Raw genomic sequence first — 23,753 nt, forward strand, 5'->3', positions numbered from 1 at the left:
AGGAGACCATTGAGCACCCAGTCACCATTGCGTTTGGGTCGCATCGTCACCGCATAGTCACTGCGCGGTGTCTCCTCGACCGGTTTCTTCCCATCCGGGTCGATATACCCCAGCATCCGGTTAAAGATCGCACGAATATCAGTGACTCGAACCGTCGGAGCATAGCCGACGAGACGTTTTTCCACATCCGCCCGCTGCTCCGGGCTCACCCAGTCGGGGAGGGCGGCCAGGCAGTCATCAATGGTCTTCGCCTGCCCTGCCGACAACGCACCCGCGTGGAGGGCTTCGGAGACTTCGGGACACAAGGGTTTCAGCGCCTGCCCGGCCAGATCCACCCGCCCACCGAGGTTCTTGGCCATCTCGGCCCGCCGATGGGCTTCTGTCCGGGTGAGGTTGAGTCGGTCCTGGATGAGGGACTTCGTGTCCTTCGCCCCCGTCTCCGCCGGTGTCCCCACCCGGTCATAGACGGACAGGGCGAGAATCGACAGAGCTTCCGAGACCCGAGAAAGGGCTTCGGCACCGTCGACGAGGAGGAGTGCCTCGTCGGGGCCCATGGGTTTGTCGAAGGACCGCAGTTGGGCATCGAGAGCCATGAGCGTGGTGATGCCGGTGGTGACTTCCGGGGCGAACGCGGACAGGTCCGCCCACGCGGTGCCGGTGAAGAGAGGGTGCCTGCTCACCCAGGCGGGCACGTCGGTGTCCCCGTCCAACGCGGCAGCGGCCGCAGCGATCTCAGCGATCTCGTCGTCGACGGAATCGTGTTCCTCACCCGAGGGTGTCGATGGATCACTGGCGGCATCAGTGGTGTGGGGGCTGGCTGACTCGTGTGCGGCATCGTCGTCGACGGTGTCGAAGTAGGTGCTCTCCGGCTCGGGGCTGTGGTCTTCGGCGGGTGGGGTGGGGGTGAGGGCGGTGAAGGTGTCGGCGAGGGGGTTTCCGGTGAGGTCGATGCCGGCGTTGGTGAGCTGATCGAACAGGGATTCGGTATCCGGGGTGTCACCAGTGGATGGGGAGGATTCCGGCGTCGAGGACTCGCCCGTGTGCGCACCTGCGGCGTCGTTGCCGGGGGTGGGGTGCTTGCGGTTCGGGGTGAGAGTCATGGTGTCCAGGGGTCCATTCGCCATTGTCCATGTCGTGTGACCTATTATACACCGTTGCGGTGCGTGTCAAGATGTTTCTTTGTTTTTTGTTCGACTATTTTCCAAGTGTTCTAGGTTCTTCGATTCATAGCGCAAGTTGTGTTGTCTACGTGCCGATGCGTGTCCCGACATCGGTGTCGGGTTGGGTTCGTATGTGTTCCAGGGTGGGTCAACGCTACAGGCCGCTGCTGACACGACCCGAGTACTCGCGCACATACCGTAGACGACCCTGCAGTGCCCAAAGCCGAAGTACGTGTGCATCACAGGCTCATCTTCTGCATCCGGCACGCAGACCTCCACGCGGGCACCCAACCCACCAGTCCCCCGCCTCCGCTCAGAGACCGCCGAGCATCTTCCCCGGATTGAGGATCCCGAGCGGATCGAGCGCGTTCTTCACCGCGAGCTGCATCCTCTGCGCCCCAGCGTCGAGCTCCTCGCCCAGCCAGTCCCTCTTCAGGTATCCGACGCCGTGCTCGCCGGTGATCGTCCCACCGAGCTCGAGGCCGATGCGCATGATCTCCCCGAAGACCTCGAGCGCCTTCGCGGTCTCCGCCTCGTCGGCGGCATCGAAGAACACCGACGGGTGCGTGTTCCCGTCTCCCGCATGCGCGACGAGCGAGATCGTCAGCCCCGACGACTCCCGCAGCGCGTCGAGTCGGTCGCAGAACTCCGGCATCGCCGCCCGCGGCAGACACACGTCGTCGAGCAGCTGGCCCCCGCCATGCGCACCGGCGAACTTCTCGTACGCCGGCTGGATCATCCGCCGTGCGGCGATGAGGTCGGCGGAATCGGCGGGATCATCGGAGTACGCAACGTCGAGGGCACCGCACGCGTGGGCCACCTCGGCGAAATTCGCCATCATCGCCTCCGACTCAGCCGCCGCGAGATCGACCTGCATGATGAGCATCGACCCGGCCTCCCCGTCGAGGCCGAAGTCGCCGTATGCATTGAGCATGGTCAGGCTCGAACCGTCGAGGAACTCGAACAGGCTCGGCACTCCGCCGCCGGCCATGAAGTCGGCGACCGTCTGCAGGCCGCTGCGCTCATCGGGGAACGTCGCGACCGCGGTGAACGGGTCGGGCAGGGCGGGCACGAGCCGCAGGGTCGCCTCGACGATGACGCCGAGCGTGCCCTCGGACCCGATGAAGAGCTGCCGCATATCGAGCCCCGCGACGCCCTTCGCGGTCTGCGGACCGAGCACGCTCAGCGTCCCATCGGCGAGGACCACCGTGAGACTGCGGACATAATCCCTGGTCACGCCGTACTTCACGCAGCACAGGCCACCCGCGTTCGTCGCGATGTTCCCGCCGATCGACGAGATCCCCACCGACCCCGGATCCGGCGGGTACGACAGCCCGAACGGCGCGAGGTGGTCCTTGAGGTCCTGGTTGATGATCCCCGGCTGCACGGTGACCGTCCGCTCCGCCTCGCTGACGGCGACGACGTCATTCATCCGCGCCACGCTGAGCAGGATCGCCCCCGGTGAGGCGTTCGCGCCGCCCGAGATCCCCGAGCGCGCCCCCTGCGGGACGACCGGAATCCGATGTTCGGTGGCGAACCGCATGACCTCTTGGACGTCGCTCGCCGAGGTGGCCCTGACCAGGGCGATCGCGCCCTCGGCCGGGCAGAACAGGGCTTCGTCCCGGGCGTGGGCGGCGATGATGTCGGGGTCCGTCGTGAGCACCCCTTCGCCGAGGCGGGACGCGAGCTCGGCCAGGGGCGGGACAGCGACCCTGCGGGAATCACCCGCCGAGGCATTCCCGTCGGCATCCCCGACCGCAGCGCCTGCCGTTCCCATCGTGGGCTCCCCCGCACCCGTGCTTCCGGCCACTGGCGTCGCTGAATTCTGCTCGGTCATCGTCTCGGTCCCTTCACGCGGATGGCGGCCGGCGCCGCCCGTCTTCCCCGTCATCGTCGCATCATCGGCCGTCATCTCGCCGAGGTGGTCCGACGGCAAGTACGGCTCTGTCGTCACCGGAGGGCATCGCGCCATAACCACGAGCCATTCCATTGTCAGAGGCGACCCCGTCCCACCCACCTCGTCACCGGAGGGCATCGCGTCGTCACCGCAGGCAGACCTCGTCGTCACAGAGGCTACCCCGCCACCACCACAGGTCGCCTCCGTCGCCACCGGAAGTCACCGGGGTTCTGAGGAGCCGCCTCGGCGAGCTATGGTCCGCTCACCCTATCGGGCACCGGTGCTGCCCTGAGGACGAGGGTGACGATTCCGGCGGCGACCATCGCCGCGCCGACGACCCACATTCCGGCGTTCTGGGCGCCGGTGAGCTCGGCGAGCCAGCCGGTGATGTACGGGGCGAAGAATCCGGCCGAATTGCCGAGCGAATTGATGAGCGCGAGCCCGGCGGCCGCTCCCGCGCCCGCGAGGAACGTCTGCGGCAGCGGCCAGAACGTCGGCAGCGCCGCGCAGATCGACATCGCCGTGACGGTGACCGCGATCATCGTCGTGAACGGGGAGCTGAGGTAGAGGGCGATGGGGATCGAGATGCCGCCGATGAAGAGCGGGATCGCGACGTGCCACACCCGCTCGCCCGTGCGATCGCCGTGCCGGGACCAGAAGAACATCGACAGCGCCCCGAAGACGTAGGGGATGGCGGTGATGAAGCCGATCTCGACGATCGAGTACTCGGTGCCGAAGGTCTCCTGGAAGCCGGCGATGATCGTCGGAAGGAAGAAGCTGAGCGCGTAGAGACCGTAGACCATGCCGAAGTAGACGAATGACAGCGCCCACACGCGCGGCTGGAGCAGCGAGCGGCGGACCGGGTAGTGGAAGGTCTCGGCCTTGCTGTTCTCCTCGGAGTCCATCCGCGCCTGCAGCCATTCCCGCTCCTCCGGTTCGAGCCACTGCGCATCCCGCGGTCGGTCGGTGAGGTAGAAGAGGCACACGATGCCGAGGATGATCGCGGGCACCCCCTCGATGATGAACATGAACCGCCACCCGGCGAAGTCCTCGAACAGCGCATTGCCGCTCGAGATCAGCCACGACGAGAGCGGGGAGCCGACGACCGAGGAGAGCGGGATCGCGAGCATGAACAGTGCCGTCGCCCGCGCCCGCATCGTCGTCGGGAACCAGTACGTGAGGTAGAGGATGATGCCGGGGAAGAATCCCGCCTCGGCGACGCCGAGGAGGAACCGCAGCGCGTAGAGCCAGAACGCATTGGGTACGAACGCCATGAGCGCGGCGACGAGACCCCAGCTGATGAGGATGCGCGCGAGCCATCGCCGGGCCCCGAAGCGGTGGAGCGCGAGATTCGAGGGCACCTCGAGCAGGAGGTAGCCGAAGAAGAAGATGCCCGCGGCGAATCCGAACTGCGTGGCGCTGAGGGCGAGGTCCTCGGTCATGCCGCCGGGGCCGGCGATGCCGATGTTCGTACGGTCGAGGTAGTTGATGAAGTACATCGCGATGATGAACGGGATGAGTCGGACGATGACCTTGCGCATCGTCCGCTTCTCCAGCGCGGCCTCGGCGGTGGTGGGGGAAGCGTTCGCCGAGGTGGGGCCCGGGTTTCTCCGGTGACCAGGATCGTTCGCCGAGGTGGGGCCCGGGTGCGCGGCCGCACCGTCCCCGGTTCCGGGCTGGTTCGCATCGGTTGCCATGTGATCTCCTCTGATCAGGCGTTGCCGGCTGGTGCGCGGTGTTCACGAGCCGGAGAGTCCCATCGCCCGCGCGGTTGCGCACGTCATCGTCGCCGGCGACACCCACATTGGAGACATCGATCCGTGACGCACTCCGGAATGTGGGATCACATTACGCCCGGACCGGTCTCGCGCCTAGGGTTTCGCCGATGTGGTGCCGATTACCGGGACACGGCCGGCTACAGAGGGCAGGCGGCCGTGAGTCCTCACACCGCCACCCGGAGGTGAGTCGTCACCCGACTGCCCGACGGTGAATCCCACCCTGCTGCCCGATTCCAAGTCGCCGCCGCCTACGATGAACCCAACGACCACCGCCGGAGAAGAAGCAGGTGAGATGGCATGCGACCGATGACTGACCTCGACACCGAGACATTGCGCGAGTACTACCGCAACTTCTCCCGCATCGAGGCGGCCGGGACCTCACCGATCTACACGGCGTGGGCGGCAGGGGTCGCCGACGATGACCGGATTCTCGCCCTCCTCCTTGATCTCCCGCGGCCGAAACGTCAGGCGAATCTGCTCTTCGGCGCGGCCAGGCATCTCGGCTCCGGCGAGGGCGACTATGCCGAGCTGCGGCGGTGGCTGCTCGACCACTGGGACGAGACCCGCGCGCTCATGCTCGCCCGCTCGACCCAGACGAACGAGGCCGGGCGCTGTGCCGTGCTGCTGCCGGCGCTCGCGCAGATCAGCGGCCCGCTCTCGCTCATCGAAGTCGGTGCTTCGGCCGGGCTGTGCCTCTACCCGGACCGCTACAGCTACACCTACCGCACGGGTGCCAGTCCGCGCCCGGACGAGCGCGAACCCTCCGGCGCCGACTCCGACGCCGCGCAGAACGCGCGCGAGCCTTCTGGCGCCGCGCAGGACGATCCCAGGGACGGCGAGGCCCGGACAGTCGCCGCTGGGGAATCCACGGCCGCGGAACCCGCTGTCACCCACCTCGATCCCGTCGACGGGCCGAGCACCGTCGACCTGACCTGTGACATCGCGGGGGTTCTGCCGCCGACCCGGCTTCCCGAGGTCATCTGGCGCGCGGGCATCGATCTCAATCCGCTCGACATCACCGACCTCGATGAGCGGGCCTGGCTGCGTTCCCTCATCTGGCCCGAGCACACCGTGCGGCGCGACCGGCTCGAGGCCGCTGCGGCCATCGCCGCCGCGGACCCGCCGAGACTCGTCACCGGCGACCTCACGACGACCGTCGCGGGACTCATCGCCGAGGCACCCGCGGAATCACAGGTCGTCGTGTTCCACAGCGCAGTCCTCGCCTACGTCGACCCGGAGAGCCGGGACGAGTTCGTCGCGATCATGCGGGCCCACCCCGACGTCGTGTGGCTGAGCAACGAGGGCGAGCACGTGCTGCCGGACATCGGCGCACAGCTGGCCGACCACGGCGTCGACGGTGCGGACGGACGCTTCGTCCTCGCCGTCGACGGCGTCGCCACAGCCCTCACCGGCCCTCACGGTCAGAGCTACGAGGCGCTGCCGTCTCCCTGACTCGTGTCGACCATCCACGGGACACCGAACTGGTCGACGCAGGCGCCGAAACCCGGGGACCAGAACGTCGGCCCGAGCGGCATCTGCACCTGCCCGCCCGCCGAGAGCGCCTCGAAGACCTCCGTCGCCGCGTCGACATCGGGCGCGACGAAATTGAGCGCGACTCCGGTCATCGCGCCGCCGTCACCGGTCGGATCGTCGGCGCCCATGATGCGCGAGTCGCCGAAGGACAGTTCGGCGTGCATGACCGAATCCTCGCTCGCGCCGGGCATGCGCGCCTCCGGCGGCGCATCCTTCGACCGTGTGAGCGTCAGCTCACCGCCGAAGATGTCGCGGTACCGCTCGAACGCGGCAGCGCACTGACCGCCGCTGATGAAGACATGGGGAATGACTGGCATTGCTATCCACCTCGCATGATGAGTGATCGAACCTGCCGTGCCACCGCGTGGGCGACACTGCCCTGCGCGATGCCTCCAGTATGCGCTCGACCACTGACACAGTCACTCGATGCGCGCGACCCGGCGCACCGAACCCGGCACCGCCGACCCGGCACACCGAACCCGGCACCCTCGACCCCTCACGCCCACGCGACGACGAGGCGCGCCGCCTGCACCGGGATCGTCGGGTCGACGCCGGTCACCTCGGCGAAGCGGCGCAGACGGTTGGCCACGGTGTTGCGGTGACAGTAGAGGACGTCTGCGGTCCGACCGATGCTTCCGGAGTCCAGGTAGGCGCGCACGGCCTCGACGAGACGTTCGCGTTCGGCGATGCCGCACCCGGCGAGCGCGTCGTCGACGTCGGCGACGACCGACTTGCCGGTGGCGTTGAGGGCCCGGCCGGCCAGCCGGGCCCAGCCTCTGCTCCAGGTCATCGCCCCGGTCTCGCCCGGCTCGAAGACCTGGGCGAGGTCACGCGCGGTCAGCGCCGACCGGCGCAGCGACCCGAGTCCCGCTGCCGCGACCACCCCGACGCGCGCCTCGGCGAGGCGGTCCTCGATCTCGTCCGCCCGCAGGCCGCTCCCACCCGTCCGCGACTCATCGCCGCCACCGGTCCGACCGCTCTCAGCCCGACCGCTCTCCACCCGGCTCTCGCCCCGCCCGGCCGCCCCGCCGGGTCGCACTCCCTGGGCCCGGGTGAACGCGATGAGCACATCGCCGAGGTGGTGGGTGAACATCGTCCCCCCGGCGCGTTCGTGCGCGGAGACGATGACGCGCAGGGCGGGGGTGTCCTCGGCACCGGCGGCAGCGACGATGAGCGCGTCGTCGACCTCGAGGCCCAGCGCCGAGGCGATCGTTGCGAGCCGTTCGGCGGTCGGGTCGGCGTCCTGGAAGAGTCCCGCGATGACGCCCTGGCGGACCGAGGACTCCTCGGCGCGCATCCGCGCCTGCTCCGCCGTGTACGCCTGCTGGACTTGGACGATGTAGTCATCGACGGTGCTGAGGACGTCCCCGGTGTGGCGGATGACGAGTTCGGCGTCACTCGGTGCGGCGACCCTGGTGAGAGCCTCCCAGAGCACGGTGAAGTCGAGTCGGATCGCGGTCATCAGCGCTTCGAGCGGGATCCCGGCCCGGGCGCGGGAGACGCCGACATCGGTCGAGACGGCCACGGCACCGGTGAATCCGCCGGCGCGCAGTCCGTCGATGAGCGTGGCGAACGAATTCCGCCCGGTCCGCCGCAGCTCGGACAGCGGCAGCGGAGCCGGATCGTAGCCCGGCACGGCGGCGACCCTGGCGACGAAGGATTCGGTGAGCTCGTCGAGGTCGAGGGCGTCGAGAAGTTCGCCCCACCGGGCCTCATCCCCGGGCAGCGGGCGATCGTGAAGGGTGTGCGTCGCACTCATCGCCCCAGTTTAGACACGCGAGACTGTGCAGATGCACAATCCGCGGCGGTGAAACGGCGGCATTTCCTCGTGGAAACTCAGCGTTCTCCCTCGGTAGTGTCGTGAGTCACAGGAACGTCATCGCGGCGCCACCCGCGATAGCCGCGACCCACCGGTCGCACCCGACCGGCGCACCCGACGGAGATCACGCATGAGCAGCAAGCCCACCACCTCGGCGATCGAATACGACGCGACCCAGGAACTCAGCGTCAAGGACGCCAACAAGGTCGCCGTCGGCGCGCTCATCGGCACGGCGCTCGAATGGTATGACTTCTTCCTCTTCAGCGCCGCCGCCGCGCTGATCTTCAACGTCCAGTACTTCACCTCCGAGAACGCCACGGCCGCCGCGCTCGCGTCGTTCGCCACCTTCGGTGTGGGCCTTGCCGCGCGTCCGATCGGCGGAATCATCTTCGGTCGGATGGGCGACAGGATCGGGCGGCGGCGGGTGCTGATGATCACGATCGTCGGCATCGGCATCGTCACCGGACTCATCGGCATGCTGCCGACCTACGCGGCGATCGGGTTCGCCGCCCCGGTCCTCCTCGTCCTCCTGCGCATCGCCCAGGGTCTCTTCGTCGGCGGTGAATGGTCGGGGGCGATGACGCTCGTCGTCGAGAACGCCCCGCTCCACCTGCGCGCCCGCTACGCCGCGATCCCGCAGATCGGTTCGCCGATCGGCACGATCCTCTCCTCCGGCGGGTTCTTCGTCATGACGCTGCTGCTCTCGCAGGAGAACTTCAACTCGTGGGGCTGGCGCATCCCGTTCCTCGTCGCGATCCCGCTCCTCCTCGTCGCCGTCTACATCCGCAGCCGCCTCGAGGAGTCCCCGGTCTTCCGCCAGCTCGAGGAGACCGGTGAGGTCGAGAAGAGCCCGATCAGCACGACGCTGAAGAACAGCTGGAAGCAGATCATCGTCGGCATGGCCGCCGCGCTCCTCGGCGTCGGCGGGTTCTACCTCGTCACCGCGTTCTGCGTGTACTACGGCGTCACCATCCTCGGCTACGACGATTCGCTTCTCCTGCTCGGCAGCATGGTCGCCGCGTTCGTCGAGATCTTCATCCTCATCTGGGGCGGAATGCTCGGGGCGAAGTTCGGCGCCAGCCGCGTCATCCTCTGGGGCGGCATCCTCTCCGCGGTCGTCGCGGTGCCCGCGTTCCTCATGTTCTCCTCCGGCCAGCCGGTGCTCATCGTCATCGCGATGACCGTCGCCGTCGGCGCGCTCTCGTTCCCTTACGCCGCCTCGGGCACCGTGCTCACCGGCCTCTTCCCCGCGACCACCCGCTACACGGGAGTGGGCATGGCGCAGAATGCGGCGGGCATGCTCTCGGGCTTCATCCCGCTGCTCGCCACCGGCTTCGTCGCCTCGGCCGGCGACCACTGGTGGCCGGCGGCGGCGATGCTCGTCTTCCTCTCCCTCTTCACCGCGTTCGCCGGAGCCATCGCGCCGCGGCTGAGCGTCGCCCTCCCCGGCTTCAAGCACTGACCACACCCCACGCGCACAGAAGGACCCCTCGATGAACGACACGACCACCTCGGCGCCGGAGAACCTGCCTGACCGGGCCGACCGCGACGCCGACTTCCTCGCCGACTGGGCCGTCCACTCCCGCTTCGGAGCCGTGCCAGGCACGAACGGTGTCGACCGGCAGGCGGCGAGCCCCGCCGACGGCGAGCAGCGCGCATGGTTCGCGCGGCTGCTTCAGGAACACGGGTTCGTCGTCGAGCGGGACGCGATCGGCAATCAGTTCGGGCTGCTCGAACTCGTGCCCGGCGCCCCCTACGTCCTCACCGGCTCCCACCTCGATTCGCAGCCGACAGCCGGGCGCTTCGACGGGGCGTACGGGGTGATGGCGAGCGCGCACGCCGCCTTCGCCGTCGCCGAGGAGCTGCGCGCCGACCCGAGCCGGGCGCGGTTCAACCTCGCCGTCGTCAACTGGTTCAACGAGGAGGGCTCCCGCTTCAAACCGTCGATGATGGGCAGCAACGTCTTCACCGGCAAGGCCGACCTCGAGGCGGCGCTGACGACGACCGACCCGCAGGGCATCACCGTCGCCGAGGCGCTCGATGCCCTCGGCGAACGCGGCGGCTTCACGGCCCCGCCGATCGCGTCCTATGCCGAGATCCACGTCCAACAGGGCCGCAGCATGGAGGAGGACGGCGTGACGATCGGGCTCGTGGGCGCGACGTGGGCCGCCCACAAGTTCGAATTCCGGGTCCACGGCGCGCAGGCGCACAGCGGCTCGACGCTCATGGCCGATCGCCGGGATGCCCTGCTCGGTGCGGCCCGGCTCGTCGTCGCCGCCCGCGACCTCGTCGACGAGTTCGAGCCCGGTGCGCTGCACACCGCGTGCGGCGAGCTCACCGTCTACCCGAACTCCCCGGTCGTCGTCGCGAGCGACGTCGAGCTGCTCATCGACCTGCGCTCCCCCAGCGCCGAGGTGATCGCCGCCGCCCATGCCTCGCTCATGTCCACTGTCGCGACGGTCGCCGAGGAGGTCGGCGTCGACATCGAGATCACCGCGGAGCACAGCTGGGATCAGAACCCGTACCCGGCCGAGGGCGTCGAGCTCGCCCGCGCGGTCGCCGATGACCTCGGGCTCACCTCGGCGCCGGTGATGACGGTGGCCGGCCACGACTCGACGAATATGAAAGACACCGTGCCCACCGTCATGCTCTTCGTCCCCAGCGTCGGCGGGGTCTCCCACAGCCTCGAGGAATTCACGAAGGACGAGGACCTTCTCTCCGGCCTCCATCACCTCACCGAGGTGGTCCGGCGGTTGGCGTCGGGGGCGCTCGCGGGGTAAGGGGCCGTGCATTCGTCTGCAAAAAGTCGATATGTCCTCGACTAGTTGAGCGCATGTCGACTTTCGGCAGACACGACGGCGCGTGTCGCCTCGCCGAGCGTTCATCTTCCCCTCAGCTTCCGGTTCACTCGACCGATTAGCCTGAGGCCATGACCGACCGCCCGCAGACCGGCCTTCCGCACACCCGCCTCGGCGCGCTCGACGTCCCTCGGATGGGGCTCGGCTGCATGGGCATGACGATGGTCTACGGCCGCGGCGATCCCGCCGGCGGGGTCGCGACGATCCGGCATGCCCTCGACCGGGGCGTCACCCTGCTCGACACCGCCGACATGTACGCGAACGGCGCGAACGAAGAGCTCGTGGCCCGCGCGATCGCCGGGCGTCGCGATGAGGCGATCATCGCGACGAAGTGCGGGATCACGACGCTGCCGGTCGTCGGCCTGCCTCGCGGGGTCAAGGGCGACCCGGCCTACATCCGCACCAGCGCCGAGGCGTCTCTGCGTCGTCTCGGCACCGACGTCATCGACCTCTACTATCTCCACCGCATCGATCCGACCGTCCCCATCGCGGAGTCGGTGGGGGCGATGGCCGAGCTCGTCGACCGCGGTCTCGTGCGCGAGATCGGGCTCTCGGAGGTCGGGGCGGCCGATCTGCGCACAGCGCATGCCACGCATCCGATCGCCGCGATCGAGATGGAGTGGTCGATCGTCTCCCGCGAACTCGAGGACGATGTCGTGCCGGTGGCGAGGGAGCTCGGCATCGGGATCGTCGCGTACTCGCCGATCAGCCGGGGCATGCTCTCCGGCGACGCGGCCGCGCTCAAACCGGGGCTGCTCGACTTCCGCCGCTTCCTGCCGCGGTGGTCGCGAAGGAACCGCGAGCACAACGCGCAGCTCGTCGACACGATCCGGGGAATCGCCGCCCGCAACCGCGCGACCCCGGCCCAGGTCGCACTCGCCTGGCTCCTGCGCCGCGGCGACGACGTCGTGCCGATCCCGGGAACGAGCAAGCCGCATCGACTCGATGAGAACCTCGGAGCGTTCGCGCTCGATCTCCCACCGGGGGACCTCACCATCCTCGACGGGCTCACCGCCGCCGGCGCGCGCTACCGAGACGGGGGCGCAGGAGTGTGAGCGGCCGCAGGGGCCTTCCCTACCGCACGACCTCACGATGCGAGCCGTCGAGGCGCCTCGTCCAGCCGCGGCCATCGAGGTGCTCGAGGAGCGGGATGACGACCCGCCGCGTCGTGCCGAGCGCCTGCCTAGCCTGACTCGTCGTGAACGGCTGAGCGAGACCGGCGAGCAGACGCATCGCCTGCGCCGGGGTGCGCGGTGAGACGACGACACCATCGCCGAGGCGGAGCACCCTCCCCGCCTTCTCTGCGACCGCGAGCTCCCGCGCTCCCAGGCGCAGCGCCCGCAGATCGTCCGCCTCCGGCGCATCGAACGGATCGGCCGCGAGGCGACGTTCGAGTGCGGCGACCCCGGCCTCGGCGGGACCGAGATCGGCTGTGTGACCCGGTGGGCGCACCATACCGTCAGCGGTCTCGAGACCGGCCCGCCCGATGGTCGTCGCCACGAGCGCTCCACCGCCGTCCGGCAGCGGCGGATCCGTGCGTCGCAGCGCCTCGATGACGACCTTGACCGGCACGCCCGCCGCCATCGGCTGCGCGGCCAGCTGTCTCGACACAGTCTCGCGTGCCGCCGTCACCCACGCCTCGAGTGTTGGAGTGTGGACGAGCCACCCGTCCAGGGCCTCGACACCGGCCGGCAGGGTCGCACCGGCGCCACCGCCCGCGTCGGCCGCACCGGCCACACCGCTCGCATCGATGGACGAGGCCGACCCCGCACCCACCACCCCGAACCGTGCGAGCACCGCGCGCTCGACGGCTCCCCGGCGGGCCACCTCGGCGAGGACATCCCCGGTCACCGGCCGGTCGGCGAGCTCAGCGGCCCGACGCACCCCGTCGCCGCGTCGTCCCAGCTCAGGCGGATCGACGTCGAGGACGACGACGCCGGCGAAGACGTTGCGGCTGCCGGGATTGCGCAGCACGACCCGGTCGCCGAGCTCGAGCGGCAGGGGCCGGTCGAGGGTGAGCCGGGCGTGGTCGGCGTCGAAGGGCCGCAGGCGCACGGGCACGGCCGCGGTGCCGATGTGGAGCATGAGCTCATGGACGCCGTCGTCGAGGGGCTCACCCATCGTGCGGCGGACGTCGACGACCGTGACGATCGGCCACGCATCGGGCGTGATGAGGGCGTCACCGCGGTGGATGTCGTCGGCGGAGACGTCTCGGAGGTTGACGGCGACGCGGGCGGCCGGGGTGACGACCTCGGCGGAGGACTCCCGGCTCTGCATCCCGCGGATCCCCGTGCGGGCCGACGTCGACGCCCCGACGAGCTCCATGCGCTGCCCCACCCGCAGGGTTCCCGCGGTCAGCGTGCCGGTGACGACGGTGCCCGCCCCGGTGATCGAGAACGCGCGGTCGAGCCACAGCCGCACGCGCGCAGCGGGGTCGGGGGCCGGGGCCGCTGCGGTCACCTCGTCGAGGCGGGCGACGAGGTCGTCCATCCCCTCCCCCGTCGTCGCCGAGACCGTGACGATCGGCGCCTCGGCGAGCGGTGTGCCCTGCAGCTGGGTCCTCACCTGGGCTTCCGTCGCAGCTATGGTGTCAGGCGCGAGGTCCGCGCGGGTGATGACGACGAGGCCGCGGTCGATCCCGAGCGCCGTGATCGCATCCCGGTGATCGCTCGACTGGGCCTGCCACCCCTTGTCCGCGGCGATGACGAAGCAGACGATCGGCGCGGGCCCGACCCCGGCGAGCATGTTGGACAGGAACCGCTCATGCCCGGGAACGTCGACGAACGCGACCTCCCGGCCCGAGGGCAGCGTCGTCCACGCGAACCCGAGATCGATCGTCAGCCCGCGCCTGCGCTCTTCTTCCCACCGGTCCGGTTCCATCCCGGTCAGCGCTTTGACCAGGGTCGACTTTCCGTGATCGACGTGCCCGGCGGTGGCGACGACGAACATCAGGAACCCTCGCCGAGGCGGTCCGACGCAGTCCTGATCGCCGCGGCGACTGCGTCGTCGGCGGCTTCCGGCACGCACCGCAGGTCGATGAGGCACACGCCCTGGTGGACCCGGGCGACGACGGCGGGATCGCCTGCGCGCAGGGGGGCGGCGAGTGCCTCGGGCATCTCGAGCGCCCATCCGGGCAGGGGCACCCCGGGGGCTCCCCCGCCGCCGACGCGACCGTCGTGGGCGACGACGGATCCGCCGACCGCCTCGGCGAGGGTCTCCGTGCGCTCCCGCAGCCGGTCGAGGTCGATGTGGAGGGCATCGTGGACGGGGTTGCCGCGCCCGGCGATCGTCGCCTCGAGCGCGGCGAGCGTGAGCTTGTCGGTGCGCATCGCGCGGGCCAGCGGGTGGGTGGCGATGCGCTCGATGGCCGCGGTGGACCCGAGGAGGATCCCGGCCTGCGGCCCGCCGAGGAGCTTGTCGCCGGAGACGATGACGACGTCGGCGCCGGCGCGCAGGGCCGTGTCGATGTCGGGTTCGTCGGGCAGTGCCGGATCGGGGGTGAGCAGCCCGCTGCCGAGGTCAGCGATGAGCGGGAGGTCGTGCTCGTCGGCGAGCGTGCGCAGCTGCGGCAGGGTCGCCTCGGCGGTGAATCCGGTGAGACGGAAGTTGCTCGTATGGACCTTGAGCAGGCTCGCCGTCGCCGGGGTGAGCGCGGCAGCGTAGTCGGCGAGGTGGGTGCGGTTCGTCGTGCCGACCTCGCGCAGCCGCATGCCGGTGGTGACCATGAGGTCGGGGAGGCGGAAGCCGGCACCGATCTCGACGAGCTCGCCGCGGCTGACGACGATCTCATCAGGCGTGACGGGTCGGGCGGCCGCGGCCGTGCCGCTCCGCCGTTCAGTCGAATGGCTTCCCGGTTCGGCCGAGTCGCTTCCCCGCAGGGCCGTGACGGCGAGGAGGAGGGCGGCGGCGCCGTTGTTGACGACGAGGGCGTCCTCGGCGGCCGGGCAGGCCCGCAGCAGGGCCTGCTTCGCGCCGACGCCGCGTTTGCTCCGCTTGCCGGACTCGAGGTCGAGTTCGACGTCGACATAGCCTGCGGCATCGGCGATCGCCTGTTGCGCTCCTGGTGAGAGCGGTGCGCGGCCGAGGTTCGTGTGGACGATGATGCCCGTGGCGTTGAGCACCGGGGTGAGCGAGGAGGCACCCTGGTCGGTCACGGCCGCGATGACGGTGGGGGTCACCTCGGCGACGGGGAGCTCCCCGCTGCGCGCGCGGGACTGGGCATCGGCGATGACCGCGCGGATGACCGATTCGCCGAGGCGGTCGCGGGCGGCCTCGACCTCGGGAAGGGCGAGGAGACGGTCGGTGCGCGGAATGCTCCGGCGGGGGTCGGGCTCGACCATGGCTGCCTCCTCCTCGGTGCGTGCACGACCGTGCTCGGGCCGGTGCGGGCGTGTGGCGGAGGCGGACGGGAATCGAACCCGCCAGACCGAGATGCTCGGTCTCACCGGTTTTGAAGACCGGGGGGCCCACCAGGACGCCAGACGCCTCCGGATCGAACTCTACCCTGTGCTCCGGACACCGCTGACCGCGCCCTCGCACCCCTGCGGCGGTGACCTCGGAGGCACCCCGCACGGCGGTCGGACTACCACGTGCCTTGCCGTTGACGCACGGGACGACCCCGCATAGCGTGGTCACCACGGATGACGCCGCTGACGCGGCGGTGTCCCGGAACCGACAACCGCTGCTGAAGGCAGGTCCCATGCGCGCCGAACTGTTCGTCCCGCCCATCGCCTTTCATGCCGAGGGACCCGTGTGGTGGCCCGACGACGGGTCCCAGGCGGCGAATTCCCTGCGCTACGTCGATATGCTCGCCGGGCGGGTCCTCACCGCGCACGGCGCACCCGGCACCCGCAGCCAGACCGGCAGCGGCAGCCCGAGCGGTACCGCGGGCAGCAGCGCGTCCGCCGGCGCCCCGAACGGCGGGACGACGAGTGACGAGGTGACCGTCCTCGATGTGCCCGGACCCGTCGCCGCATGCCTGCGCCCCCGAATGTCCGGCGGCATCGCGGTGCTCACCGAGCACGGACTCAGCGTCTCCGACGACCCGACCGGCGGCGACTGGACGACGGTCGCCGAACTCGTCTCCGACCCCGAGGTCCGCCTCAACGAAGGCGGCTGCGACCCGACGGGACGGTTCCTCGCCGGCACGATGCGCTACGACCAAGGAGACGGCGGGGCGACCCTCTTCCAGATCAGCGGCGACGGCGCCGTGTCCACCGTCTTCGACGACGTGACGATCTCCAACGGCATCGCCTGGGCCTCATCCGGTGACCGCGCCTACTACAACGACACCCCCACCCGCAGCACGTGGGTCCTCGACTGGGATGAGGAGTCGGGGCTGACGAACCCCCGCCGCCTCTTCACCCTCGACTCCGACGACCCGGCGGGCGGTCCCGACGGACTCTGCCTCGACGCCGAGGACAATGTGTGGACGGCGATCTACGGCGGTTCCCGCGTCGAATGCCGCGACGCGACCGGCACACTCCTCGAGGTCATCGAGCTGCCCGTCACCAACGTCACGGCGTGCACCTTCGGCGGTCCCGACCTGCGCACCCTCTTCATCACGACGAGCCAGGAGGGGCTGACCCCGGGCGCCCAGCCCGAGGCCGGAGCCGTCTTCGCCGCGACCCCCGGGGCCACGGGAGTGCCGGTGGCACCCTTCGACGGCTGAGCCCACCGCCCCCGGCGCGAGCCCACGGACGGGAACAGCACCCCACCACCTCGGCGCCCCCATCCCACCGAACTGACCAGCACGGACACCCACCTGAGAGGACCATGATGAGAGCACTGAGCGTCGAACCGGGCACGGCCGATTCCCTCGCCGTCACCGAGGCGGCTCTTCCGGAGCCTGCGGCCGACGAACTCCTCGTCACCGGCCTGGCGATCGGGGTCTGCGGCACCGACCGGGAGCTCAACGGCGGGCAGTACGGGTGGGCGCCGCCCGGTCAGGAGCGGCTCATCATCGGCCATGAGTCCCTCGGCCGGGTCGAGGCCGTGCCCGACGGCTCCGACTTCGCCGTCGGCGACCTCATCGCCGGGGTCGTCCGCCGTCCCGATCCGGTGCCGTGCCCGGCGTGCGCGCACGGCGAGTTCGACATGTGCCGCAACGGCGAGTACACCGAACGCGGCATCAAGGAGCTCAACGGCTTCGGGTCCGAGCAGTGGGTCGTCAAAGAGGACTTCGCGATCCGCCTCGACCCCGCGCTCGGACAGACCGGTGTCCTCATGGAGCCGACCTCGGTCGTCGCGAAGGCCTGGGACGAGGTCTACGAGGTCGGCGGGCGCGCGTTCTTCGATCCGCAGACCGCGGTCATCATCGGCGGGGGCACGATCGGTCTCCTGACCGCCCTCCTCGGGCGTCAGCGCGGGCTCGAGGTCCATGTCGTCAACTCCTCGCAGAAGCCGAACAAGGAGAAGCTCGTGCGGGAGCTCGGCGGGCACTTCCACGTCGGCGACTTGCCGCAGATCCTCGCCGAGGTGCAGCCCGACATCGTCCTCGACACCACGGGCGACTCCCGGACGCTCGCCGACATCCTCGATGCCGTCACCCCCTACCAGGTCATCTGCCTGCTCGGGATGCACGATCCGCAGGGCGCGACCGAGCTCGACCTCGCGACGATCGGCAAGCAGATCGTCCTCGACAATGTCGCGATCGTCGGGTCCGTCAACGCCAACGTCGAGCACTGGCGGCAGGCCGCCGAGGCGCTGGCGGCGGCCGATCCGCAGTGGCTGTCCGCGCTCATCACCCGGACCGTGCCGCTGACCCGCGCCCTCGACGCCTTCGACCACGAACCCGGGGACATCAAGGTCGTCATCGACCTGCAGAGCTGAACCGAACGCGCCCCACCCCACCGGCGCACCGCCTTACCACCGGCGCACCAGCAGCCATCCCCTCACCCGCACCTTGGGAGATCAGCCCATGAACACCTCGGCGTCGTCGGATGCGACGAAGAACTGGTCGCTGCGCTGTCGAGTCATCCGGGCGCTCTACGCGCTCATCGGCGTCGTCCTCATCGGTCTCGGGGCCGCGATCCTGCAGACCGGCGGGGTCGGCGTCGACCCCTACACCGCCCTCAACATCGGGATCAGCGAGAGGATCGGGTGGAGCCTCGGGGCGTACCAGCTGCTGAGCAACGCGATCCTCTTCATCCCCGTCCTCATCTTCGCGCGCAGGTACATCGGCGTCGGCACGCTCATCAACATGACGCTCACCGGGTTCTTCATCCAGGTGTTCGCGAGCCTGCTCGACCCGCTCGCCGTCGCCCCCGACGATCACGCGATGGCCGCCCTGTTCTTCGCGATCGGGATCATCGTCTTCGCGTTCGGGGCCAGCGGGTACATCTCCGCAGGGGTCGGCACCGCACCCTACGATGCGATAGCGCCGATCATCGTCGACCGCACCGGCTGGAAGTACCAGCGCGTGCGCGTCCCCCAGGACCTCATCGTCCTCGTCGGTGCCCTTCTCGTCTCCGGGCCCGTGGGCGTGGGGACGATCATGACGGCGTTCTTCGTCGGCCCGCTCATCGCGTTCTTCTCCGCCCACGTCAACGAACCCCTCGTCGACCGGCTGACGCGGGGGCTCGGGCGCACCGACTCCCACCCCGAGGCCGGGGCTCCGGGAGACCCGACGAAACTGCTGTGACCTCGCCGAGGCGGGGCCTGGTCCCCGCCGGGTCCGGCAGTCACGGACGGGTGAGTCCCCGTTGCGAGGCCGGGGTGGCCCTCACTCGATGCCGAGGCAGCCCCTATTCGATGCCGAGGCGGGCGAAGGCGTTGCGGAAGATCGTGAGATCGCCGAGGCCCGGCAGCTTCTGCACGCGCTTGTCGAGCTTGTCGACCTCTTCGCTCTGGCCGCGGAAGAGATAGGACATCACGTGCTTGACCTCGGCGTCGTCCATCATGCCCGAGCCCACCGGCTTCCACAGCTTCCCCAGCGCAAGCTGCACGATCCGCTGCGCCCGCGGGTTGTCCTCGAGGCGCTCCCGGGCCTGGGTCGAGTAGAAGGCGACGTGCCGCGTCTCCTGCTTGGCGATGCGCTCGAGCAGCGGTGAGAGCACGGGGTGGTCCTGCATCGCCGCCATCCGCCGGTAGCCGGCTGTCGCCGACAGCTCATTGGCCGCGCCCCACGCCATGTGGACGGCGATGAAGTCGGAGCCGACCATGTTCGCCAGCAGCGACTGCTTCGCCGGGCCGAGCGCGAGCTTCCAGCCGAGTCCTGCGCGCTTGGCCTTGATCTCGTCGTAGTCGACGTGGATGCCGTGCTTCTCGAGCACGGCGGCGAGCGCCTCACCGTGCCAGAACTCCTCCCGGTTCCACATCGTCATGAACGCCGCCGGTGCGTCCTCCCGATGGGAGGGAGTGACGAGCAGCTCCCGGACGAAGCACGTCGTGTGGTACTCGACATCGCACATGTAGCGCACCGACCGCAGCGTGTCGCGGTCCAGCGGCATCTCGTCGAACACATCGAGATCGAGGTCGGACCACTTGACCGCCTCGGACGTCTCGGCGTAGTTGTCGAAGTCAAACGCCATGCTCACTCCTCACTCGAGATATCGGCGCCGAGGCGCTCGGACCGTCCGCTCGCCGCGCGGTGCGCAGGGCCGCCCGCACCTGGGTCACCGACGGCTGCGGGTCCCCGGGCAGCAGCCGGCCGATGACGGCATCGGAATCGCTGAGCTCCTGCCGGGCTAAGCTGCCGGTGAACAGACTCGACAGGGCGACCGCCTCGTCGGGGTCGGGCACGCCGACGATCCGCAGCGGCGCCCACGGCCTGGCGACGTGGAGACGCGCGGTGAGCGCTTCGGCACGGGACCGGGTGATGCGGGCGATCGCCTCGGTGCGGAAGAACCGCACGATCTCATCCCGCCGGTCGACCACCTCGGCGAGGACCCGGGCGGCCTCCCCCGTCAGGCGCGGCAGCAGTGCCCGCTCCGCGGCCTGCAGCGCACCCTCCTGGATGGCCAGCCGGGCCATGTGACCGGCGGTGATGGGCTCCTTGACGGCTCCGCCGAGGACGGGCGCGACGATCGGCAGGGCACGTTCGACCCAGATGCCGCGCAGCGTCGACGACAGGGAGCGCGGGGTGCGCGGCGAACGGCGAGCGTCTGCGGCGTCGAGGATCTCGCGCAGCGCCCGGGCCAGCCAGTACCGCTCGTAGCCCCACGCGGTGACGAAGGCGGTGATCCGCGCCTCGTTGGCCGTCCACGAGGCGAGCATCGCCCGCGTCTCGGCCAGCGCGGAGTTCTCCAGGCGCCAGAGGAACCCGAGGTCACGGGCCGCCTCGGCGGGCAGGTCGAGATGCGCGGCATCGACCGCGATCCGACCACGAGCCGCCGCGAGGTAGCCCGGGACGTCGAAGTCGGTGACGAGGACCGTCGGATGCGCGGCGTCGGAGAACAGCCGACCGTTGACGTGGCCCGGCGGATGGTCGCTGGTCACCATTCGAGCACCTTCCATCGCTTCTTCAGGGCCAGTCCGTAGAGGCCCAGGTCAGGGGTGACGGCGATCGGTTCGCCGACGAGTTCGAGCCACGCCGCATCGGCGAGCGAGTCCCCGTAGCCGGTCGACTTCCCGAGGTCGGCGCCGATCCCGCTCGCGTACTTGCGCAGCCAGTTCGCGCGGGCCTCGTCGACGAGCGGCGGCGTCGCGAGGTAGCCGGAGAGGACCCCGGCGTCGGTGACGTCCATGCGGGTGGCGACGACCTCGTCGAAGAGATCGGCCAGCGGTTCGACGAGGACCTCGAGGGCCCCGGTGACGAGCACGGTGCGGTGCCCGGCCGCGCGATGCTCATCGATGAGGGTGCGCGCCTGCGGACGGATCGAGCTGCGGATGCGCTCCCCGAGACCGCCGGCGATGACCTCGCGCAGCTGCTCGATGCGGAACCCCTTGTAGCGGCGGTTGACCATGCGGATGAGCTCCGAGCGGTCGCGGGACTCCGCCCGCAGCAGGCCCGGAACGATCCCCGCGATGCCGGCGAGCGCGGCCGGCCAGCGGTGGGGCGGCTGGGTCGCGCGGACCACGGCCGCGTACTGCCGGACGATGTTCGTCGAGATCACCGTGCCGTCGAGGTCGAAGACGGCGAGGGCGTCCGAGGCCGGGGCGATCGGGGCCGGACTCGCCTGCCGGGCGGTGGTGCGCCCGCGCTTGCGGGCATAGCTGCGGGTGAGCTCCGTGACCGCGGGCAGGTGGATGTCCTTGAAGTACCGGTCCCAGTCGATCTCGGTGACGTCGAAGCTCCTGGCGTGACCGGGCGGCAGCGCCGCCTGCAGGGCACGGGTCGCGGCGTCGTCGAAGACCATCTCCGTCTTCGTGTACTGGCGGTAGAGGTCGGCGAACTGGCGCAGCGAGCGCAGCCCGGAGTCGATGCGGCTCAGTCGCGCCGCCCACTGCCGGGTCCGGCGGGATGACGGGAGGCGGTCGACGATGCTGCGACCCGCCCGGGAGCTCAGTTCCTTCAGGCGGATCCGCTGCTCGATGAGCTCGGAGTTCGGGAAGCTCCACTCCGGCACCGGGGTGGGCTCGCCGTCGGGATCGGGCAGCGGACGGTCGAGGAAGTACTCGCGCACCGTGCGCACCATCTGGTGGAACGGGAGCGGATTGCTCGTCCCGGACACGACGTGGAAGTACTCCGGTTCCCGTGCGAGTCCGTCACCGTGAGCGGCATCCGCGTCACCGGGGTCACCATCCCGGTCGACGAGAGCGAGGATGACGTTGACGACGAAGTCGACGGGGATGATGTCGAGCACGGAGTCCGCGTGACCGGGGAACTCGGAGAGACTGCCGTTCGCGTAGGCCATGATGAGCGGGTCGGCGACCTTGAAGCCGTCGATCCACCCGGGATGCGGGTGCCGCAGCGCCGATTCGATGATCGAGGGTCGGACGAAGGAGACGCGATGGCCGGTGTCGGCCCACTCCTCCTCGGCGACCCGTTCGGCCATCGCCTTCGTGAACGTGTAGACGTCGGTCCACCCCAGCGACTCGGCGCGGGTGCGGCCGAAGTCGACGAGGCGGCTGGCGACGTGGGCCTCGCGCGCGGCCTCCGCGGCGGCGGCGACGGCCTTCGGTCCCATCCGCGAGCTCTGTGCGCGGGCCTGCCGGAGGAATCCGCGCAGGCTCTCCGGGGTCCGCGATTCGGCATCGACGCGCTCGCGCGCGAGCTCGGCGGCCGCGGACTCGGCGCGGTGGTCGACGGCGTGGCTGAGTCGGCGCTCCTGGGCCACGCCCTTCGAGATCCCGCCGACGTACGCGGTGGAGACGTGGATGACGTGCGGGTCCTGACCGGAGTCGAGCAGCGCCCGGTAGAGGTTCTCGACCCCGCCGACGTTCGTCCGGAACGCCTCGTCGATGGGCGCGTCGAAGGACACGCTCGAGGCGGAGTGGATGACGATGTCGATCGGCTCCGGCAGCGACGGCAGGTCGGTGAGGTCACCCTCGAGGACCTCGACTCTCGTCCGCACCGCCTCGGCGACGACATCGTCCCCGACCCTGGCGCTCCACTCGGCGAAGACGGGCTTGGTCAGCAGCCTCTCCACCCGGTCCCGGCCCGTCTGCGTCCCGCGGGGACGGACGAGGACGGTGACGGTGTCCTCCGGTCGGCTCTCGAGGAGAGCCTGGAGGACCGCCTGACCGAGGAATCCGGTCGCACCGGTGAGGAGAATGCGGCTCGGTGTCATGTGCTGCCTATCGGGGTGTGAGGAAACGGTATCGGAGTCTGATTCGGAGTCGCGGCCGAATCGGATGGGACCACGGGCGAAGTCATCGCGCAGTCACCAGCGAGTATGACCCGCGTCACTGTATCGTGACAAGTATGCATGTTGCTCTCATCACCGGAGGCACCGCCGGCATCGGCGCCGCGTTCGCGCGCGCATTCGCCGCTCGCGGGGTCGACCTCGTGCTCGTCGCCCGGAATCGCGACCGGCTCGAGGAGTTCGCCGCGGATCTGCGCGCCGGCACCGGGGTCGCCGTCGAGACCATCGTCGCCGACCTCTCCGACCGGGAGGCGCAGGCCGAGGTCGCCGCGCGCATCGAGGCCCCGGGGTCGCGGCCGCCGATCGACATCCTCGTCAGCAATGCCGGGTTCTCCGTCCGCTCGAGCCTGCTCGACCCCGACCTGCGGCAGCATGATCGGGGCTTCGAGGTCATGCAGCGGGCGGTGCTCGTCCTCGGCGGTGCGGCCGCCCGGGCGATGGCGCTGCGCGGGCGCGGCTGGATCATCAACGTGTGCTCGGTGAGCGCCGGGCTCACCCAGAACAACTACACCGCGATCAAGGCGTGGACGCAGAACTACTCCGAGTCGCTGTCGGTGCAGACGGCCGGGACGGGAGTGACCGTCACCGCTCTCGTGCCCGGATGGGTGCGCACCGAATTCCATGCGCGCGCCGGCATCGCCGGCACCTCGATCCCCGATCTCCTCTGGCTCGATGCCGACGACCTCGTCGAGGAGTGTCTGCGCGATGTCGCCCGCGGCCGCACCGTGAGCGTCCCCCAGCTGCGGTGGAAGGTCATCGTCGCAGCGCTGCGCGCGGCTCCTCGTCCCGTCATCCACCGGCTCTCCGCCCTGCTCACCTCGCGGCGGAATGAGGAGGAATGAGGGCATGAGCCGGCGGGATCCGTCGGGTCAGGAGCCGCAGTCGGGTCCGGGACCGCAGTCGCCGGGGCCGCCGTCGGGGGACCGGAGGAATTCTCCCGCCGAGGCGGCATCCAGAACCG

General features: G+C 70.1%; 18 protein-coding genes and 1 tRNA gene. 8 read left to right on the plus strand and 11 right to left on the minus strand.

Annotation, left to right across the window (positions count from 1 at the left end):
• The 3 genes from ABD154_RS02555 to ABD154_RS02565 form a co-directional block, all read right to left on the minus strand.
• Positions 1-1,100 (minus strand): DUF222 domain-containing protein (locus ABD154_RS02555; RefSeq protein ID WP_344249878.1); only part of this gene is annotated, 1,100 nt, incomplete at its 3' end.
• Between the two features lie 373 nt (positions 1,101-1,473).
• Positions 1,474-2,937, minus strand: coding sequence for an FAD-binding oxidoreductase (locus ABD154_RS02560; RefSeq protein WP_198500832.1), 1,464 nt, complete (start codon positions 2,935-2,937; stop codon positions 1,474-1,476).
• Between the two features lie 371 nt (positions 2,938-3,308).
• On the minus strand, positions 3,309-4,754 hold the full coding sequence (locus ABD154_RS02565) for an MFS transporter (protein WP_232623772.1): 1,446 nt from the start codon (positions 4,752-4,754) through the stop codon (positions 3,309-3,311).
• Positions 4,755-5,141: 387 nt separating this feature from the next.
• Here ABD154_RS02565 and ABD154_RS02570 point away from each other — a divergent pair, with 387 nt between their 5' ends.
• A complete protein-coding gene (locus tag ABD154_RS02570) occupies positions 5,142-6,287 on the plus strand; it encodes a DUF2332 domain-containing protein (protein WP_232623773.1) in 1,146 nt (381 codons plus the stop codon).
• Here ABD154_RS02570 and ABD154_RS02575 read toward each other — a convergent pair.
• Together ABD154_RS02575 and ABD154_RS02580 are read right to left on the minus strand one after the other, a co-directional pair.
• Positions 6,263-6,685, minus strand: a complete 423-nt coding sequence (locus tag ABD154_RS02575) for a VOC family protein (protein WP_198500026.1) — start codon at positions 6,683-6,685, stop codon at positions 6,263-6,265. The two genes, ABD154_RS02570 and ABD154_RS02575, sit on opposite strands and share 25 nt — an antisense overlap.
• A gap of 179 nt (positions 6,686-6,864) precedes the next feature.
• Complete coding sequence (locus ABD154_RS02580; RefSeq protein WP_198500027.1) at positions 6,865-8,127, minus strand: RsbRD N-terminal domain-containing protein; 1,263 nt, start codon at positions 8,125-8,127, stop codon at positions 6,865-6,867.
• Positions 8,128-8,317: 190 nt separating this feature from the next.
• On the opposite strand from ABD154_RS02580, the gene ABD154_RS02585 reads away from it, so the two are divergent.
• From ABD154_RS02585 to ABD154_RS02595, 3 genes are all read left to right on the plus strand, one after another.
• Entirely contained in the window at positions 8,318-9,649 is a 1,332-nt protein-coding gene (locus tag ABD154_RS02585) for an MFS transporter (RefSeq protein ID WP_211978555.1), read from the plus strand.
• Positions 9,650-9,680: 31 nt separating this feature from the next.
• Entirely contained in the window at positions 9,681-10,967 is a 1,287-nt protein-coding gene (locus tag ABD154_RS02590; protein WP_198500029.1) for a M20 family metallo-hydrolase, read from the plus strand.
• Positions 10,968-11,116: 149 nt separating this feature from the next.
• Positions 11,117-12,100: an aldo/keto reductase gene (locus ABD154_RS02595; RefSeq protein ID WP_198500030.1), complete on the plus strand. Its 984-nt coding sequence runs from the start codon at positions 11,117-11,119 to the stop codon at positions 12,098-12,100.
• A gap of 19 nt (positions 12,101-12,119) precedes the next feature.
• Here ABD154_RS02595 and selB read toward each other — a convergent pair whose 3' ends face one another.
• From selB to ABD154_RS02610, 3 genes are all read right to left on the minus strand, one after another.
• Positions 12,120-13,994: a selenocysteine-specific translation elongation factor gene (gene selB / locus ABD154_RS02600; protein WP_211978554.1), complete on the minus strand. Its 1,875-nt coding sequence runs from the start codon at positions 13,992-13,994 to the stop codon at positions 12,120-12,122.
• Positions 13,994-15,385: an L-seryl-tRNA(Sec) selenium transferase gene (selA, locus tag ABD154_RS02605; RefSeq protein WP_211978553.1), complete on the minus strand. Its 1,392-nt coding sequence runs from the start codon at positions 15,383-15,385 to the stop codon at positions 13,994-13,996. Before selA ends, selB begins: the two co-directional genes overlap by 1 nt.
• A gap of 53 nt (positions 15,386-15,438) precedes the next feature.
• A tRNA-Sec gene (locus tag ABD154_RS02610) sits at positions 15,439-15,534 on the minus strand.
• A gap of 210 nt (positions 15,535-15,744) precedes the next feature.
• Here ABD154_RS02610 and ABD154_RS02615 point away from each other — a divergent pair.
• The 3 genes from ABD154_RS02615 to ABD154_RS02625 all read left to right on the plus strand — a co-directional run bounded on the left by ABD154_RS02615 (position 15,745) and on the right by ABD154_RS02625 (position 18,687).
• Positions 15,745-16,716, plus strand: coding sequence for an SMP-30/gluconolactonase/LRE family protein (locus ABD154_RS02615; protein ID WP_211978552.1), 972 nt, complete (start codon positions 15,745-15,747; stop codon positions 16,714-16,716).
• A 107-nt stretch (positions 16,717-16,823) separates the two neighbouring features.
• Positions 16,824-17,876: a glucose 1-dehydrogenase gene (locus tag ABD154_RS02620; RefSeq protein WP_211978551.1), complete on the plus strand. Its 1,053-nt coding sequence runs from the start codon at positions 16,824-16,826 to the stop codon at positions 17,874-17,876.
• Positions 17,877-17,964: 88 nt separating this feature from the next.
• On the plus strand, positions 17,965-18,687 hold the full coding sequence (locus ABD154_RS02625) for a YczE/YyaS/YitT family protein (protein ID WP_211978550.1): 723 nt from the start codon (positions 17,965-17,967) through the stop codon (positions 18,685-18,687).
• Between the two features lie 103 nt (positions 18,688-18,790).
• Here ABD154_RS02625 and ABD154_RS02630 read toward each other — a convergent pair whose 3' ends face one another.
• From ABD154_RS02630 to ABD154_RS02640, 3 genes are read right to left on the minus strand one after another with little or no spacing between them, the layout of a single operon-like run.
• Positions 18,791-19,576 carry a ferritin-like domain-containing protein gene (locus ABD154_RS02630; protein WP_137825888.1) on the minus strand — a complete coding sequence of 262 codons (786 nt, stop codon included), beginning with the start codon at positions 19,574-19,576 and terminating at the stop codon, positions 18,791-18,793.
• Positions 19,566-20,486, minus strand: a complete 921-nt coding sequence (locus ABD154_RS02635; protein WP_211978549.1) for a hypothetical protein — start codon at positions 20,484-20,486, stop codon at positions 19,566-19,568. The genes ABD154_RS02630 and ABD154_RS02635 overlap by 11 nt, the downstream gene beginning before the upstream one ends.
• Positions 20,480-22,717 carry an HAD-IB family hydrolase gene (locus tag ABD154_RS02640; RefSeq protein WP_211978548.1) on the minus strand — a complete coding sequence of 746 codons (2,238 nt, stop codon included), beginning with the start codon at positions 22,715-22,717 and terminating at the stop codon, positions 20,480-20,482. Before ABD154_RS02640 ends, ABD154_RS02635 begins: the two co-directional genes overlap by 7 nt.
• A 134-nt stretch (positions 22,718-22,851) precedes the next feature.
• On the opposite strand from ABD154_RS02640, the gene ABD154_RS02645 reads away from it, so the two are divergent.
• The gene (locus ABD154_RS02645; protein ID WP_211978547.1) at positions 22,852-23,634 is read left to right on the plus strand and encodes an SDR family NAD(P)-dependent oxidoreductase; all 783 of its coding nucleotides are present in this window, start codon (positions 22,852-22,854) and stop codon (positions 23,632-23,634) included.
• Positions 23,635-23,753: the final 119 nt, after the last annotated feature.

Origin of the sequence: Brevibacterium sanguinis (assembly GCF_039528855.1) — a bacterium.
In the GTDB taxonomy this organism is placed as follows: domain Bacteria; phylum Actinomycetota; class Actinomycetes; order Actinomycetales; family Brevibacteriaceae; genus Brevibacterium; species Brevibacterium sanguinis.